Raw genomic sequence first — 15,325 nt, 5'->3', positions numbered from 1 at the left:
TAAAGGAGAAACCGATGAATATATTAGTGATTGGGCATGGTGGTCGTGAACATGCAATCGCCAAAAAATTACAACAAGAAGACAAAGTCAAGACTGTTTATTGTGCACCAGGTAACCCTGGTATGAGTGGTGATAATATTCGGACTGTACCTATCAGTGAAGAGCAGCAAACGGAACTAATTCAATTTGCGAAGGATAATCAGATTGATTGGACATTCGTCGGACCGGAAACGCCATTAATTGAAGGGATTGTAGATGCCTTTCAAGCAGCGGGATTACTGATTTTTGGCCCGACAAAAGCAGCTGCAATAATTGAAGGTTCAAAAAGTTTTGCGAAAGATTTTATGCAAAAATACCAGATTCCAACGGCGGAATATCGGGTCTTTCGACGTTTGGCACCTGCCTTAGAATATATTGAACAGCAAGGAGTACCAATTGTTATTAAGGCGGATGGTTTGGCAGCTGGAAAAGGAGTAGTAGTTGCCGAAACAAAAGCAGACGCAAAACGGGCGCTAGTTGCGATGATGGAGGACCAACAATTTGGAGCAAGCGGTCAAACGGTCGTAATCGAAGAATTTTTGCAAGGAAAAGAATTTTCCTTAATGGCCTTTGTTTCTAATGAGAAGGTATATCCGATGGTGATTGCTCAAGATCATAAGCGGATTTTCGATGGGGATGCTGGGCCGAATACAGGGGGGATGGGTGCTTACACACCAGTGCCTCAGATCCCAGAAGAAGCGGTTCAGCAAGCCATTAGCCAAGTCCTGAAACCGACTGCTAAAGGAATGGTGGCTGAAAAACGTCCGTTTCAAGGGATTTTATATGCTGGTTTAATCCAAACAGCAACTGGCCCCAAGGTTATTGAATTTAATGCTCGATTTGGGGATCCAGAAACACAAGTTGTGTTGGCACGTTTAGAGAGTCCCCTTTCAGAAATAATTTCTTCATTGCTGGCGAAAGAGCAACCAACGATTGTATGGAATGAGTTAGCGAGTGTTGGTGTTGTTGTAGCAGCAGAAGGCTATCCTAATCAATACAAGACAAATCTACCATTGCCCGAAATGTCTGGTGAAACCATCTATTATGCAGGGGTAACTCGTTCAGAACAGGCTCTGGTTTCGGCTGGCGGACGAATCTTTTTAGCAGAAGCAACTGCTTCGACTCTTGAAGAAGCCCACAAAAAAGTTTATCAAACATTGGATAATTACTCATTTCCTGGAATGTACTATCGAAAAGATATAGGCGTGAAAGGCTTGATTTAGGATTTTTAAAACAGAGGCAAGGACATTTAATTGGATGTTTCCTTGTCTTTTTTTTATTGCAAATTCAGATAGGGAGGCATAAACTGATAGTATATCCATCATTAAACTAGAGGAGAAAGCTAAGATAATGAGAGAGAAGCAGATTGAAAAAGTTAGTCAGGGGTTATTTATTGTTACAAGTGTCTTGGCAGTCAGTTTACTGTTATTAAGTGCGGTGGTCTATCCTGATTTACCAGCTCATGTGCCCATTCATGTGAATTTTTGGGGCGAGGGTAATTCGTTTGGCCCAAGATCTAGTATATTTATGTGGCCAGCGGTCCTGTTTGGCTTGAGTATTTATCAACGAAGTTATCAATCAGTACAACCATATGGCAGATGGCTGAAGGTATTATTAATCATTGTTAATCTTGGCGCTTTGTTTAGTATTCTGCGTCTATTTATTCATTTGTTGGTTTGAAGGGGTCGAAAGGTGAGAAAATGAGAAAGTTAATTTTAGTTTTTGTGGGTTGTGCCATGGCCTTTTGTTTATGGCCTAATCAAGCGGTGGCTGTAGCTGGTGGCTATGGCGGTGGACGTGTAGAAAGTCCTAGCGGGGGTAATCCCTCGAATGGTTTTTCGCCAAGCGGTGATGGATCAAGAAGTTATGTTCATCATAACGAGACTGGGACCAGCAACACAACGCCACTGGAAGGCTTAATTTCAACAGTGTTTTTTGTTCTTTTTGGGGGCGCGATGATTTGGCAAAGACGCCGTAGAAATCAACCAGTCGATGAAGGCGCTTTTCAAGAAATGTGGGCAGCATTACTTGGAACATCAAAAGAAAAAAAGGCACTCTTAAAAGAAATACAACAAACGTTTTTAGAAATACAACAAGCGTGGGATCAAGAAAATTTGTCTGTAGTCAAAGATAACTATACAGAAAAACTTTATCAAAAACATCTTGCAGTATTACAAGAAAATCAACAAGCGGGCATCAGAAATCATGTAAAAAAAGTGAAAGTAGCGCCAGCTTCGAATTATCATCATATTAGTGAAACCAGTTTTTCACTGATGCTTCATTTTTCTTGTATTGACTACGAGGAAGATACTCAAAGCGGTCGTGTTTTATCGGGATACAAGCATCAAAAACAATATTTTTCACAACTTTGGTATTTTGATTACAATCCATCTCTTGGAAAATGGCAAGCAGACTTCATTCAACCTAAAGGATAGTGCTAAAAAGCGCTTGGGGTTTAAATCCCAAGCGCTTTTTTATTCTTCGATGCGTTTTACAAGCTGTATTTTTTTATTTAATACGTAAATCAGGATACCGCCGACGGTCATTGAAAGAAGTTCACCAAGTCCAACGGTCAACCATGTGTACCAAAAAGGTAACTGATAAAAGAACGTTAAAGGTCCAGCGACAGTGAACATGGACAAAGCAAAAATAATGGCCGTTAGCATTAGTTTAATCAATAAATTTTGCTGATTTTTTGTCGCCAAATAGGCAATCCATAAGACTGCGCACGTGCCAGCGCTACCGATAACTATATCGATGATACCAAGAGGTGAAGCGGTGTTGGCAATCGCAACCCCTAACGTAATGGACCAGATATATCGCTTGTTAAAAACGCCTAAATAATTAAATAATTCGGCAAGACGAAGCTGTATCGGACCAAAACTAAGCGGAGCGAGAAGTACAGTGACAACGACATACAAAGCGGTAACCAGCGCCATTTTAGCCAAAGCCGTAGCTGACCACGTACTGGTTTGTGGGTTTGATGAATGATTCATTTAAGATTCTCCTTTATAAAACAACGACGTGTTTTAGTGATAACCATAACCAAAGGAAGGGCAGTAAAGCCAACTGAAGTGCTATGGTGTGAGTTGCCTCACTGTGTTACATGTTACTGAAGAACAGACACTCTGTAAAGTCTTTTTATTTCATAGTCCAACCACCATCAATGGTCATGACTGTGCCATGGATATAATCAGCGTCATCACTAGCTAGAAATAATGAAAGTTTTGCTACTTCTTGTGGCTGCGCCCAACGGCCCGCGGGTGTTTCACGTGCTACCCAAGTAGCCATTTCGCCTTCTCCTGCAAAATCAGCTGCGTTCATGGGTGTTTGGATGGCACCTGGCGCGATCGCATTTGCTCGAATGCCTAATTTGGCATAATCGTAGGAAAGTTGTTTTGTATACCCGATGATTGCGTGTTTGGAGGCAGTGTACGCTGCGCCGCCGCCCCCAGCTACTAAGCCAGCGATAGATGCCATATTAACGATTACTCCTTTTTTTTGTTGGAGGAAATAAGGTAATAGAGCATTGGTCACTAAAAAGACACTTTTTAAATTGGTTGCTAAAATTTGATCCCATAAAGCTTCCGAAGTTTCTAGAGAAGGGCGATAATCATCTAAAATACCTGCCGTATTTAATAAAATATCAATTTGGCCGTTGTCTTTCACAATTTGATTCATCGTGGCTTGCACAAATGCGGGAGAAGACACATCACCGACAAAATAAGTAAACGACTTAGCAGAATCTGGGTTAACCAGTGCGGCTGTCTGCTTTAACCCGGTTTCGTCTAGGTCGATGCCAATAACCTCAGCACCTTGCTCAGCAAAGGCAATTGCTTGTGCTTGGCCAATCCCTGAAGCTGCACCGGTTACAAGCACCCGTTTTGTTTCAAATTCTTTTGGCATAAGAAAAACTCCTTTAAACATTTATAAAATTAAGGTCTGGAAGAACGAGCAATCGCCGTAATCTGCCAGACCTTATGTGTGTAGTTATGCTTCAACAATCACCCAATCTTCTGCTAAGACATCACAAGGTGTTGGTGAAAACATGCTGTAGCCTTCATCAGAAGTTTTGATTAAAAAATACGGGGTAACTTGTAAAAATTCACCTTCGGAGGTGCCAATTTCATCACGTAATTCAATAAAAAGTTCAAAACCGCTCCAGCCTTTACGTACGGCTTTTTTTCCTGCTTTAATCTGTGGCAATACTTCTTCAAATGTCATTTGATTGTGCTCCTTTTTCGTTAAATGGTAGTTCGTGATAGCTCGTTGCGCCTTTTTCAATTGTCAACTGACCGTTAAGTAGATCCGTCATTTCAGCTATAAATGTTTCTGTTGCTTGTTCATCTACTAAACAAATTAACTGAATAGACTCTGTGTAAATAGTTTCTTTAAGCGTGTAGGGACTATGTTCCAAAAAGGCTTGGGTTTTTCCTAATAAAGGATAGGCGATCGTAATCAATAGTTCTTGTTGCAATTTGCCAATGACTAAACCAATTTCATCTAAAGTGTGGGAAAGAGCATGACTATATGCTCGGATTAAACCACCAGTGCCTAATTTTATTCCGCCAAAATAACGAGTGACAACAGCCACTACGTTGATTAACTCTTTTTTCTTTAAGACTTCCAGCATTGGAACACCAGCAGTGCCACTAGGTTCTCCGTCATCGCTGCTCCGCTGAATGTCATTTTTTTCGCCGATCACAAAAGCACTACAATTATGATTGGCTTTCCAATGTTCTTTTTTTATTGCGGCGATAAAGGCTTTTGCTTCTTCTTCTGATGTTACGCGCTTTACAGAACAGATAAACCGCGATTTCTTGATTTCAATCTCGCTGAAACCATCTTGTTTGACTGTAATATAGCTTTCTAACATATGGGCATCCTTTTCTCTCGTAATAAAGTCAGTATAAAAAAGAATCAACTGAATAGCAACTTTTTCTCTCATCTTTTTTGTGAGATTTTTGGAAAAAAACGTTATAATAAGGTATGATAGAGAAAAGGGAGGCGCTGGAAAATGGTACATACACGACAGAAAAAATATGATACAATTACTCATTATTTGAAAACGAATGGCGGTTCCCAAGTTACCTTGACCTTTACCCAGTTTGATGAATTGTTATTCCCTCATTCTGGTTTACCAAAAACTGCTAAGACAGATGTCGATTGGTGGGCGAACGATTATAAGCATCCAGAAAAAGGCGCTTATGGTTGGTTGAATGCGAGTTATCAAGTAGTTCAAGTGAATTTGGAAAAAGAATATGTGGTATTTAATAAATTGCTGAAGTCAGCATGGTACGTTTAAACCAGGATTGTATCCGCTTTAAAAAACAAGAATTATTGACAAAAATTAACTTTACACTATAATATTTTTAATAGATAATGTTGAAAATTGAAAAGGCAATGGTAAAAGGGGCTGTTAAAATGTCAAAAAAAACAATTATGTTAGTTTGCTCCGCAGGAATGAGTACTAGTTTACTTGTTACAAAAATGCAAAAAGCAGCATTTAATCAAGGCTTAGATGCCCATATATTTGCGGCTTCTGCATCGGAAGCAGAAACGAATTTAGAAAATAATCCAGTCGATGTGTTATTGTTAGGTCCACAAGTTCGTTATATGAAGAGTGATTTTGAAAAGCGTCTATCACCAAAAGGTATCCCAACAGATGTCATTAGCATGTCTGATTACGGCTTAATGAACGGCGAAAAAGTCTTGGAACAAGCCTTGGGTTTGTTAGCACAAGCAGATAAAAAAGAGTAAAAACAAGTTGTTTTTTCGAGAATCTTCGAAAAAGCAACTTGTCTTTTTTTTCGCAAAAAAGCTAGAGAAATGCGTATTTTATAATTGAGGTGGTTAACATGGAAGACTTGCATGGACGTAAAATAATTCTTGAAGAAACAGAACGTTCAATACAGACAAAACTGGTTTATTTATCAACAATGTTAGAGCGTTCACCCCTAACAATTCAATGTCAGCGGTGCGGGGAAGTCGTATCCAAAAAAGAAAACAGACTGGCGACAAATGTATACTACTGTCATGCGTGCATTCAATTAGGCCGTGTGACTTCTTGTCAAAAATTTTGTCATTTACCAGAAAGGCCCAATAGCCCAAGAACTGTCTTTTTTGAGTGGTCTGGACAATTAACAAAGGGACAGCAAGCGATCTCGGTTGAACTTTGTGAGACAGCAAAAGCAAGAGAGAATCGCTTAGTGTGGGCAGTTACAGGTGCAGGCAAAACAGAAATGTTATTTGCTGTTTTGCACCAAACCTTACAAGAAGGGGGGCGGATTGCGCTGGCTTCGCCGCGTGTCGATGTTTGCTTAGAACTGTTTCCCAGAATCCAAGCGGTTTTTCCTCACGAAGCAATTGCTTTACTTCATGGAAACAGTCAAGAGCCGTATCGTTATACGAAACTAGTGATTTGCACCACGCATCAATTATTGAAATTCCATCAAGCATTTGATTTACTTATCGTTGATGAAGTCGACTCTTTTCCTTTTGTTAATAACGAGCATCTTTATTATGGAGTGCGTAACGCACGAAAAAAAAGAAGTAGTTTGGTGTACTTAACAGCAACGCCTACGAAAGAATTGCGGAAGCTTTTACAGCAAAAGAAATTAGCGGCCAGTATTTTGCCAGCAAGATATCATCGTAGGCCATTACCTGTGCCACGCCGATTTTGGGTTCAGTCGTGGCAACGTATTTCTAGCAAAAATATTAAAATCATTGCACATCATTTGAAACGTTTATTGGTGAGTAATTCAGTTTTACTATTTTGCCCAAGCATTTCATTAATTCACCAATTGCATGTGTTAATAGCTGAGCGATTTTCCGACAAAGAAGTTGTCGCCGTTTATGGTAGTGATGAGCTTCGCCTGGAAAAAGTTCAAGCAATGCGTCAGCAGAAAACGGATATTTTGATTACTACAACCATTTTAGAACGTGGTGTGACTTTTGATGCAGTCTCAGTTATTGTTTATGGTGCCAATCATCGAGTCTTCACTTCTTCAACACTTGTCCAAATTGCGGGTCGAGTCGATCGAAGACAAGAATTCAATTACGGCGAAGTTTTATTTTTACATGATGGGGAAACAAGAGACATGAAAGAGGCAATTCGGCAAATAAAGCAAATGAATCGCTTGGCTAGCAAACGAGGGATGTTAGATGGATTGTAAAAATTGCGCAAGCCCCATTCGTTTGGAGATAACATTAAAAATGCTCTTACGTTTTAAAAAATGGGCGAGGCCTTCACTTTGCCAGCACTGCCAAGCAAAGTTCCAGAAACTGCCAATGACAGGCACTTGTTTTGGCTGTAATCGCGTCAGCCAAGAGCGCTATTGTTTTGATTGTCAAAGGTGGCAGCTGCTTTATCCAGAGTATTCTTTTCATAATGCAGCGTTGTTTCATTATGATGAAGGAATGCAAGAGTGGATGGAACGCTATAAATTTCAAGGAGACTATCGCTTAAGAATGTGTTTTAACGAGGAAATCAACTTTTACTTTCAGCAACAATCTGCGGACTATATTATTCCGGTGCCCTTATCCGAAAAGCGAATGCAAGAACGAGGCTTCAACCAAGTAATTGGCTTACTAGAAGCGGCTGATGTTCCGTACAGCCCTTTTTTAATTAGAAAAGAGGAGAATGTTCCGCAATCTAAGAAAACTAGAAAGGAAAGGATGCAGTTGCAACAACCATTTGCCATCCAAAAAGAAAATCAAGAAAAATTAAAAAATTGTTCTATTATTTTGGTGGATGACATCTATACCACTGGACGAACTCTTTTTCACGCAGCTGCTGTTATCAATGACTGTTATCCTAAAAGTTTGAATACGTTTACTCTCGCGCGGTAAAAAGAAAAGAATTCATAAATTTGATGACTATTTTGTTGGCAAAACCCAGATTATTCGATATAATGAAATTAAGAAGAAGGGAATTAAAGAGTGGTCCTTTAATCTTTTCTTTACTGGTAGATGAAAGGGGTAATTGTTATGTTTAGATATAATGTACGTGGAGAAAATATCGAGGTAACCGAAGCGATTCGAGACTATGTTGAGAAAAAAGTCGGTAAATTAGAAAGATATTTCAGCGATTCACCTGAAGCAACGGTTCACGTGAATTTGAAAGTGTACACTGAAAAAACAGCCAAAGTCGAGGTTACTATTCCTCTTCCTTATCTAGTTTTACGAGCTGAAGAAACGTCACCTGATTTATACGCAAGTATTGATTTGGTTGTCGATAAATTAGAACGACAAATTCGTAAATTTAAAACAAAAATCAACAGAAAATCTCGTGAAACAGGACGTAACAATACAAAAGCCGCTGTCTTCTTAGTTGGTGAAGAAACAGAAGAAACACCTTCAGAATTAGACATCGTTCGTACAAAACGTCTATCATTAAAACCGATGGACAGTGAAGAAGCTGTCTTACAAATGAACATGTTAGGACACAACTTCTTTATTTTTGAAGATGCTGAAACAAATGGAACAAGCATTGTTTACCGTCGTAAAGATGGCAAATATGGCTTGATTGAAACAGACTAAAGCTTAAAATAAGAGCTGAAATGCCTTCGTGCATTTCAGCTCTTTAAACATCTTTAAAGCACGGAGTAAAGAAAAAATAAAGAAATACATAAAATAACTTTAAAAGTTTCTCTTTTAAAGGAAAATGTCTGTAAAATAGAGAGAAATGGTTTTCTTTCTCGTCAAGTAATGATAAAATAAAACGGATAGATTGTGCTTCTTGTACAAAAAGGATACAAAAATAAAAAGAGGTAATTGAAAGGAACACAGATACCAATGGCAAATTTTTTGAAAAAAATGATTGAAAACGATAAAAAAGAATTAAGACGATTAGAAAAAATCGCCGATAAAATTGATGCACATGCAAGTGCAATGGAACAACTAAGCGATGAACAATTACGTGAAAAAACAGATGAATTTAAAGCCCGTTATCAAAAAGGGGAAACCTTAGACGAACTATTACCAGAAGCGTTTGCGGTTGTCCGTGAAGCTGCTAAACGAGTACTAGGTTTATTCCCGTACCGTGTCCAATTAATGGGTGGGATTGTGCTTCATGACGGGAACATTCCTGAAATGAGAACAGGTGAAGGGAAAACCTTGACTGCCACAATGCCTGTATACTTGAATGCACTATCTGGCGAAGGAGTACACGTTGTTACAGTTAATGAATACTTAGCAACCCGTGACTCTAACGAAATGGGAGAATTATATAATTTCTTAGGCTTAAGCGTTGGCTTAAACATTAACTCTAAATCTTCTGATGAAAAACGTGAAGCGTATAACTGTGATATCACTTATAGTACAAATAACGAATTAGGATTTGACTATTTGCGTGATAACATGGTTGTTTATCGCAGCCAAATGGTTCAACGTCCATTAAACTATGCAATTGTCGATGAAGTGGATTCAATCTTAATTGATGAAGCAAGAACCCCATTAATTATTTCTGGACAAGCTGAAAAATCGACAGCACTCTATACGCGTGCCGATAATTTTGTCAAACGCTTAAAAGAAGATGAAGATTACAAAATTGATATTCAGTCTAAAACAATTGGTTTAACAGAAGCAGGGATTGAAAAAGCTGAAGAAACTTTCGGATTGGATAACCTTTACGATATTGAAAATACAGCATTAACGCACCATTTAGATCAAGCGTTACGGGCAAACTATATCATGTTATTAGACATTGATTACGTGGTGCAAGACAATAAAGTCTTAATTGTTGACCAATTTACTGGTCGTATCATGGATGGTCGTCGTTATTCTGATGGCTTGCATCAAGCGATCGAAGCAAAAGAAGGCGTCGAAATTGAAGATGAAACAAAAACAATGGCGACGATTACTTTCCAAAACTACTTCCGGATGTACAAAAAACTAGCCGGGATGACTGGTACTGCTAAAACAGAAGAAGAAGAATTCCGTGAAATTTACAATATTCAAGTCATTCAAATTCCAACCAATCGTCCGATTATCCGCGACGATCGTCCAGATTTACTTTATCCAACCTTGGAAAGTAAATTTAACGCAGTAGTGGAAGATATTAAAGAACGTTACCACAAAGGGCAACCAGTGTTGGTAGGGACTGTTGCGGTAGAAACATCAGAATTACTTTCTGATAAATTAAACGCAGCTAAAATTCCTCATGAAGTATTAAATGCGAAAAATCACTTTAAAGAAGCCGAAATCATTATGAATGCCGGTCAAAAAGGCGCAGTTACAATTGCAACAAATATGGCTGGTCGTGGAACGGATATTAAACTTGGTTTAGGTGTACTTGAACTAGGTGGTCTAGCAGTTATCGGGACAGAACGTCATGAGTCACGTCGTATTGATAATCAGTTGCGTGGACGTGCAGGACGCCAAGGGGATCCAGGGGTTTCACAATTTTATTTATCTTTAGAAGATGACTTAATGAAACGCTTTGGTTCAGAACGAATTAAAACATTCTTAGAACGAATGAATGTGCAAGAAGAAGATGCAGTTATTCAAAGTAAAATGTTTACTCGCCAAGTAGAATCTGCTCAAAAACGTGTGGAAGGAAATAACTATGACACACGTAAAAATGTCTTACAATACGATGACGTGATGCGCGAGCAACGTGAAGTTATTTATGCGCAACGACAAGAAGTAATTATGGAAGAAAATGACTTGTCTGATGTATTGATGGGCATGGTAAAACGGACGATTGGCCGAGTGGTGGATAGCCATACACAATTAGAAAAAGAAGAATGGAATTTAGATGGGATTGTCGATTTTGCAGCCTCAACGCTTGTCCATGAAGATACGATTTCTAAAAAAGACTTAGAAAATAAATCAGCTGAAGAAATCAAAGACTACTTAGTGGCACGTGCGCAAGAAGTATTTGAAGAAAAATCTCAACAATTGAATGGTCAAGAACAACTGCTAGAATTTGAAAAAGTTGTCATCTTGCGTGTCGTCGATACTAAATGGACAGATCACATTGATGCAATGGATCAATTACGCCAATCTGTCGGCTTACGTGCGTACGGTCAAAACAACCCATTAGTAGAATATCAAACAGAAGGTTATTCTATGTATAACAATATGGTGGGTTCAATCGAATATGAAGTAACACGTTTATTCATGAAATCGGAAATTCGCCAAAATGTCCAACGTGAGCAAGTAGCTCAAGGACAAGCGGAACATCCAGAAACAGAACAAGATGCAGCTGCACAAAGCAACACAAGTGCGAAGCGTCAACCTGTGCGTGTAGATAAAAAAGTGGGCCGTAATGATTTATGCCCATGCGGAAGTGGCAAAAAATTCAAAAATTGTCATGGAAGAAACGCTTAATTAAAGAAAAAACGCAGGGTGGGGCAATTTGTCCCGCCTTTGCTCTTTTTACAATAAAGAGAAAGAAGGAATCATTTTGGAAAACCCAGAAATTCGTACATTATTAGACGAAATGACACAAAAAATTACTAGCTTCAGGAGGTCTCTTTGACTTAGACCAGTTAGAAGAAGACATTGCCGAGGCGGAAAATCGGATGGGAGAACCTGGTTTTTGGGACAACACAGAAACGGCTCAAAAGCTAATTAACGAAACCAATAGTTTGAAAGAAAAATATCAACAATTTCATCAGCTCTCTGAGGAACTGGACGAATTAACGGTGATGTTTGAATTACAACAAGAAGAATATGATGCAGAGATTCAAGAAGAATTGGAAGAAAGAATTCATCTCTTGCAAGAACGTTTAACAACGTATGAGCTATCCTTACTACTAAATGAGCCATATGATCATAATAACGCCCTAATTGAATTACACCCTGGTGCCGGGGGTACTGAATCACAAGATTGGGGAAGTATGCTTTTACGAATGTATACACGTTGGGCAGAAAGTCACGGTTTCCAAGTTGAAACGTTGGATTACCAAGCTGGAGATGAAGCAGGGATTAAAAGTGTCACCTTATTAATCAAAGGTTACAATGCTTATGGCTACCTAAAATCTGAAAAAGGTGTCCATCGTCTTGTGCGGATTTCGCCCTTTGATTCCGCTAAACGCCGTCATACTTCGTTTTGTTCAGTTGATGTAATGCCTGAATTAGACGATACAATAGAAATTGCGATCAATCCAGATGACTTAAAAATTGATACCTATCGAGCAAGTGGTGCCGGTGGTCAGCATATTAATAAAACAGAATCGGCTGTTCGAATCACACATATTCCAACAGGTACCGTTGTCGCAAGCCAAGCACAACGTTCTCAATTAAAAAACCGTGAGCAAGCAATGAGTATGTTAAAAGCCAAATTATATCAATTGGAAATGGAAAAGAAAGCCCAAGAAGCAGCAAGTTTACGTGGTGAACAAATGGAAATTGGCTGGGGCTCACAAATCCGTTCTTACGTGTTCCATCCGTATTCAATGGTCAAAGACCATCGGACAAATTACGAAACTGGCAATGTGCAAGCTGTGATGGATGGAGACCTTGATGGTTTCATTGATGCCTACTTAAAACAGCGCTTAAGTTAAGCTCTTCATTAAATTGAAATAAAAATGTAACTTAATGCAAGAAGTTTGCAATATTGACATGTTATAATGAGTAGTATTGAAGAAAAAAGAGATGGAGAGAACGCCATGATTGAAATGAAAGATGTAATGAAGAAATATTCGAATGGTACAACAGCGATTCGAAATATTTCAGTAGAGATTGACCAAGGCGAGTTCGTCTATGTGGTTGGTCCCTCAGGTGCAGGGAAATCAACCTTTATTAGATTAATGTATCGTGAAGAAAAAGCAACAAAAGGTAATTTGACAGTTGCAGGTCATGATTTAATGAAAATAAAAAATAAAGAAGTTCCTTATTTACGTCGTGAAATCGGCATCGTTTTCCAAGACTATAAACTATTACCAAAGAAAACTGTGTATGAGAATGTGGCCTATGCGATGCAAGTTATCGGACGACGTCCTCGCGAAATCAAAAAACGCGTGATGGAAGTTTTAGATTTAGTCGGTCTAAAACATAAGGTACGTGTTTTTCCAAGCGAACTTTCTGGTGGGGAACAGCAACGGGTATCCATTGCACGAGCAATCGTAAATACACCGAAAGTTTTAATTGCCGATGAACCAACTGGAAACTTAGATCCAGAGAATTCATGGGAAATCATGAAATTGTTGGACCGGATTAACGCACAAGGAACAACAGTCGTGATGGCAACGCATAATAGTACAATTGTAAATACGATTCGTCACCGTGTTATTGCCATTGAAAATGGTCGCATTATCCGTGACCAAGTGGAAGGAGAATACGGCTACGATGATTAGAACATTCTTTTCTCATTTATTTGAAAGTATCAAAAGTTTAAAACGGAACGGTTGGATGACTGTTGCCTCAGCAAGTGCGGTTACAATTACATTAGTTTTAGTTGGTATTTTTATGGGCGTTATTTTTAATGCAACGAAACTTGCTGATGATATCGAAAAAAACGTGACAGTGTCTGTCTTTGTCGATATTGGTACAAAACAAAATGAAATGAAAACATTAGAAAAACAACTTAAAGGATTAGACAATGTTGAAGATATTTCTTATTCAAACAAAGATCAACAATTGAAAAAAATCCAAGAACAAATGGGGGATGCCTGGAATCTTTTCGAAGGCGACAGTAACCCATTATATGATGTGTATTATGTCCGTGCAAAAACACCAGAAGACACGAAAGATATTGCGAAACAAGCAGCTAAATTCCCAAGTGTTTTTAAAGCCGATTACGGTGGTGTAAACTCAGACAAAATCTTTAAAATCGCTCAAACCGTTCGAACTTGGGGCTTAGCAGCTGCTGCATTACTTTTATTTGTTGCAGTGTTCTTAATTTCCAACACCATTCGGATTACGATTTTATCTCGTCAAAAAGAAATCCAAATTATGCGTCTTGTAGGAGCGAAAAACAGTTTCATTCGTTGGCCGTTCTTCTTAGAAGGTGCTTGGATTGGGTTGATTGGCGCAATCGTGCCAGTCATTATTATGACGTTAGGCTACCATCAAGTTTATAACATGTTTAACCCGCAGTTATTGCGTTCGAATTATTCATTAATTCGTCCAGAAGATTTTATCTGGAAAGTTAATCTATTAATGATTGCAACAGGAATGATTATTGGATCACTAGGTTCAGTTATTTCAATGCGTCGTTTCTTGAAAATTTAAACGAAAAAAAGCTCTCCATTTTGGAGAGCTTTTTTTGTTTTAGTTTTAAAATACTTGTTATTTAATTTAAGAGTTTTCTCAGTTGTACCAACAAATTGATAACTTATAATTTTCAAGTCCTACATATAATGGTAAAATAGAATAGATTGAAATTAATTGGAGGAATAATGAATCGATGAAAAAAAGATTGCTATTATTTATTGGTTTGGCAAGTATACTTACTTTGACAGGATGTGCAAAATGGATTGATCGTGGTGAATCCATCACAGCGGTAGGCTCATCAGCTTTACAACCATTAGTAGAGACAGCGAGTGAGGAATATCAAAGCCAAAATCCGGGAAGATTTATTAATGTCCAAGGTGGCGGAAGCGGAACAGGTCTGAGTCAAGTCCAATCTGGTGCGGTAGACATTGGTAATTCTGATTTATTTGCAGAAGAGAAAAAGGGCATCAAAGCGGAAGACTTAATTGATCATAAAGTTGCTGTTGTTGGGATTACACCAATCGTTAACAAAAATGTCGGTGTCAAAGATATCTCAATGGAAAATTTAAAGAAAATCTTTTTAGGTGAAGTAACAAACTGGAAAGAACTTGGCGGAAAAGATCAAAAAATTGTTATTTTGAATAGAGCGGCCGGTAGTGGTACGCGTGCGACTTTTGAAAAGTGGGTCTTGGGAGATAAAACAGCCATTCGTGCGCAAGAACAAGATTCCAGCGGCATGGTTCGTTCCATTGTTTCTGATACACCAGGAGCGATTAGTTATACCGCATTTTCATATGTTACTGATGAAGTAGCTACGTTAAGTATTGATGGTGTTCAGCCAACAGATGAAAATGTAATGAACAATAAATGGATTATTTGGTCTTATGAACACATGTACACTCGTAAAAATCCAAGTGATTTAACCAAAGAGTTTTTAGATTTTATGTTGTCAGATGATATCCAAGAACGTGTGATTGGTCAATTAGGGTATATTCCTGTTTCGAAAATGGAAATTGAACGGGATTGGCAAGGAAATGTCATTAAATAATTCTCTTAACACAAAATTTACAAACTTAACATAAAATTTACATGTTATTAAAAACAAATTGATGTAAAAAAGGTA

General features: G+C 38.4%; 17 protein-coding genes. 13 read left to right on the top strand and 4 right to left on the bottom strand.

Going from position 1 to position 15,325, the window contains the following annotated elements; all coding sequences use genetic code 11:
- Window positions 1–14 precede the first annotated feature (14 nt).
- From purD to AB3I72_RS02075, 3 genes are all read left to right on the top strand, one after another.
- The gene (gene purD, locus AB3I72_RS02085) at window positions 15–1,262 is read left to right on the top strand and encodes a phosphoribosylamine--glycine ligase (RefSeq protein WP_368023476.1); all 1,248 of its coding nucleotides are present in this window, start codon (window positions 15–17) and stop codon (window positions 1,260–1,262) included.
- Between the two features lie 127 nt (window positions 1,263–1,389).
- Window positions 1,390–1,719: a DUF1648 domain-containing protein gene (locus tag AB3I72_RS02080; RefSeq protein WP_010707503.1), complete on the top strand. Its 330-nt coding sequence runs from the start codon at window positions 1,390–1,392 to the stop codon at window positions 1,717–1,719.
- Window positions 1,720–1,739: 20 nt separating this feature from the next.
- On the top strand, window positions 1,740–2,474 hold the full coding sequence (locus AB3I72_RS02075; protein ID WP_176944395.1) for a TIM44-like domain-containing protein: 735 nt from the start codon (window positions 1,740–1,742) through the stop codon (window positions 2,472–2,474).
- A gap of 39 nt (window positions 2,475–2,513) precedes the next feature.
- Here AB3I72_RS02075 and AB3I72_RS02070 read toward each other — a convergent pair whose 3' ends face one another.
- The 4 genes from AB3I72_RS02070 to AB3I72_RS02055 all read right to left on the bottom strand — a co-directional run bounded on the left by AB3I72_RS02070 (window position 2,514) and on the right by AB3I72_RS02055 (window position 4,915).
- Window positions 2,514–3,035 (bottom strand): QueT transporter family protein, encoded by a 522-nt coding sequence (locus AB3I72_RS02070; RefSeq protein WP_368023475.1) that lies wholly within the window; start codon window positions 3,033–3,035, stop codon window positions 2,514–2,516.
- 145 nt (window positions 3,036–3,180) lie between these two features.
- Window positions 3,181–3,966 (bottom strand): 3-oxoacyl-ACP reductase, encoded by a 786-nt coding sequence (locus AB3I72_RS02065; RefSeq protein WP_368023474.1) that lies wholly within the window; start codon window positions 3,964–3,966, stop codon window positions 3,181–3,183.
- Window positions 3,967–4,029: 63 nt separating this feature from the next.
- Window positions 4,030–4,263, bottom strand: coding sequence for a DUF2829 domain-containing protein (locus tag AB3I72_RS02060; protein WP_002357284.1), 234 nt, complete (start codon window positions 4,261–4,263; stop codon window positions 4,030–4,032).
- A complete protein-coding gene (locus tag AB3I72_RS02055; protein WP_368023473.1) occupies window positions 4,253–4,915 on the bottom strand; it encodes a YigZ family protein in 663 nt (220 codons plus the stop codon). The genes AB3I72_RS02060 and AB3I72_RS02055 overlap by 11 nt, the downstream gene beginning before the upstream one ends.
- A 141-nt stretch (window positions 4,916–5,056) precedes the next feature.
- Here AB3I72_RS02055 and AB3I72_RS02050 point away from each other — a divergent pair, with 141 nt between their 5' ends.
- The 10 genes from AB3I72_RS02050 (at window position 5,057) to AB3I72_RS02005 (ending at window position 15,250) form a co-directional block, all read left to right on the top strand.
- Window positions 5,057–5,344: a hypothetical protein gene (locus AB3I72_RS02050; protein ID WP_002357286.1), complete on the top strand. Its 288-nt coding sequence runs from the start codon at window positions 5,057–5,059 to the stop codon at window positions 5,342–5,344.
- A gap of 119 nt (window positions 5,345–5,463) precedes the next feature.
- A complete protein-coding gene (locus AB3I72_RS02045) occupies window positions 5,464–5,799 on the top strand; it encodes a PTS sugar transporter subunit IIB (RefSeq protein ID WP_002360150.1) in 336 nt (111 codons plus the stop codon).
- A gap of 98 nt (window positions 5,800–5,897) precedes the next feature.
- Window positions 5,898–7,214, top strand: a complete 1,317-nt coding sequence (locus AB3I72_RS02040) for a DEAD/DEAH box helicase (RefSeq protein WP_368023472.1) — start codon at window positions 5,898–5,900, stop codon at window positions 7,212–7,214.
- A complete protein-coding gene (locus tag AB3I72_RS02035; protein ID WP_368023471.1) occupies window positions 7,204–7,890 on the top strand; it encodes a ComF family protein in 687 nt (228 codons plus the stop codon). Before AB3I72_RS02040 ends, AB3I72_RS02035 begins: the two co-directional genes overlap by 11 nt.
- Before the next feature lie 138 nt (window positions 7,891–8,028).
- Entirely contained in the window at window positions 8,029–8,580 is a 552-nt protein-coding gene (gene raiA, locus AB3I72_RS02030) for a ribosome-associated translation inhibitor RaiA (RefSeq protein ID WP_002357293.1), read from the top strand.
- A 255-nt stretch (window positions 8,581–8,835) separates the two neighbouring features.
- Window positions 8,836–11,373 (top strand): preprotein translocase subunit SecA, encoded by a 2,538-nt coding sequence (gene secA / locus AB3I72_RS02025; protein ID WP_002420121.1) that lies wholly within the window; start codon window positions 8,836–8,838, stop codon window positions 11,371–11,373.
- A gap of 76 nt (window positions 11,374–11,449) precedes the next feature.
- A protein-coding gene (prfB, locus tag AB3I72_RS02020; RefSeq protein WP_111997025.1) for a peptide chain release factor 2 occupies window positions 11,450–12,551 on the top strand; the annotation gives its coding sequence in 2 pieces (ribosomal slippage) (window positions 11,450–11,521 and window positions 11,523–12,551; 1,101 coding nt in all).
- A 105-nt stretch (window positions 12,552–12,656) separates the two neighbouring features.
- The gene (ftsE, locus tag AB3I72_RS02015) at window positions 12,657–13,343 is read left to right on the top strand and encodes a cell division ATP-binding protein FtsE (protein WP_002361935.1); all 687 of its coding nucleotides are present in this window, start codon (window positions 12,657–12,659) and stop codon (window positions 13,341–13,343) included.
- Window positions 13,336–14,220, top strand: coding sequence for a permease-like cell division protein FtsX (gene ftsX, locus AB3I72_RS02010; protein ID WP_002364071.1), 885 nt, complete (start codon window positions 13,336–13,338; stop codon window positions 14,218–14,220). The genes ftsE and ftsX overlap by 8 nt, the downstream gene beginning before the upstream one ends.
- A gap of 175 nt (window positions 14,221–14,395) precedes the next feature.
- Window positions 14,396–15,250: a phosphate ABC transporter substrate-binding protein PstS gene (locus AB3I72_RS02005; protein ID WP_002357298.1), complete on the top strand. Its 855-nt coding sequence runs from the start codon at window positions 14,396–14,398 to the stop codon at window positions 15,248–15,250.
- Window positions 15,251–15,325 lie beyond the last annotated feature (75 nt).

The organism is Enterococcus sp. GC34 (assembly GCF_040886645.1).
In the GTDB taxonomy this organism is placed as follows: Bacteria; Bacillota; Bacilli; order Lactobacillales; family Enterococcaceae; genus Enterococcus; species Enterococcus faecalis.
Note: the sequence above shows the minus strand (reverse complement) of the source record. Positions and strands in the feature narration are given on the sequence as shown.

Coding starts and splice junctions, on each gene's coding strand:
- raiA (WP_002357293.1), top strand. CDS start 8,029: ATGTTTAGATATAATGTACGTGGAGAAAATATCGAGGTAACCGAAGCG.
- AB3I72_RS02065 (WP_368023474.1), bottom strand. CDS start 3,966: ATGTTTAAAGGAGTTTTTCTTATGCCAAAAGAATTTGAAACAAAACGG.
- AB3I72_RS02040 (WP_368023472.1), top strand. CDS start 5,898: ATGGAAGACTTGCATGGACGTAAAATAATTCTTGAAGAAACAGAACGT.
- AB3I72_RS02045 (WP_002360150.1), top strand. CDS start 5,464: ATGTCAAAAAAAACAATTATGTTAGTTTGCTCCGCAGGAATGAGTACT.
- purD (WP_368023476.1), top strand. CDS start 15: ATGAATATATTAGTGATTGGGCATGGTGGTCGTGAACATGCAATCGCC.
- secA (WP_002420121.1), top strand. CDS start 8,836: ATGGCAAATTTTTTGAAAAAAATGATTGAAAACGATAAAAAAGAATTA.
- ftsE (WP_002361935.1), top strand. CDS start 12,657: ATGATTGAAATGAAAGATGTAATGAAGAAATATTCGAATGGTACAACA.
- AB3I72_RS02005 (WP_002357298.1), top strand. CDS start 14,396: ATGAAAAAAAGATTGCTATTATTTATTGGTTTGGCAAGTATACTTACT.
- AB3I72_RS02050 (WP_002357286.1), top strand. CDS start 5,057: ATGGTACATACACGACAGAAAAAATATGATACAATTACTCATTATTTG.
- AB3I72_RS02070 (WP_368023475.1), bottom strand. CDS start 3,035: ATGAATCATTCATCAAACCCACAAACCAGTACGTGGTCAGCTACGGCT.
- AB3I72_RS02080 (WP_010707503.1), top strand. CDS start 1,390: ATGAGAGAGAAGCAGATTGAAAAAGTTAGTCAGGGGTTATTTATTGTT.
- AB3I72_RS02060 (WP_002357284.1), bottom strand. CDS start 4,263: ATGACATTTGAAGAAGTATTGCCACAGATTAAAGCAGGAAAAAAAGCC.
- AB3I72_RS02075 (WP_176944395.1), top strand. CDS start 1,740: ATGAGAAAGTTAATTTTAGTTTTTGTGGGTTGTGCCATGGCCTTTTGT.
- AB3I72_RS02055 (WP_368023473.1), bottom strand. CDS start 4,915: ATGTTAGAAAGCTATATTACAGTCAAACAAGATGGTTTCAGCGAGATT.
- AB3I72_RS02035 (WP_368023471.1), top strand. CDS start 7,204: ATGGATTGTAAAAATTGCGCAAGCCCCATTCGTTTGGAGATAACATTA.
- ftsX (WP_002364071.1), top strand. CDS start 13,336: ATGATTAGAACATTCTTTTCTCATTTATTTGAAAGTATCAAAAGTTTA.